The 456-nt window shown below is 31.4% G+C and carries 1 protein-coding gene; it reads right to left on the bottom strand.

Translation table 11 applies throughout. From position 1 onward, the window contains the following. A partial coding sequence (locus D7X55_RS40870; RefSeq protein ID WP_121725751.1) for a DUF2851 family protein occupies nt 1–456 on the bottom strand: 456 nt, incomplete at both ends.

Raw genomic sequence — 456 nt, forward strand, 5'->3', positions numbered from 1 at the left:
GGATATACTTCTTCAAAATCTTCATTCAATAAATTAACTGTTCCCAATAAAATAGCTTCTAACTGGTTAATCTGTTGTTTATGTTTTGCCAGCACATTTACAGAAATATATTTTGCCATTTGAATAAATATTTCTGCATTTACTTTCAATCCGAAATTATAAGCAAGCATCCACCAGAAAACTTCTTCCCAATGGTGGTTGCTTTCTTCAAACAACGACAAAACTTTTTTAGCTTTTACCTCCATTCTTTCAATTGCTAATCTTTCTTTCCATTTTATCCATTCAAATTCATTCAATACAATTAATAAATTATTGCATGGAATAGCAGCTTGCGAGTTCATTAATTCTTCATATCGTTTCAATAAAACTTTAGCAACACGTTCCTGCAAGCAAAGGGTTGGAACATGAGGTATGGCTTTATCGTTTTGCCAAACAACATGCAGAATAATATTGTTA

This window comes from Corallococcus sp. AB049A, from assembly GCF_003668885.1.
GTDB lineage: Bacteria > Myxococcota > Myxococcia > Myxococcales > Myxococcaceae > Corallococcus > Corallococcus interemptor.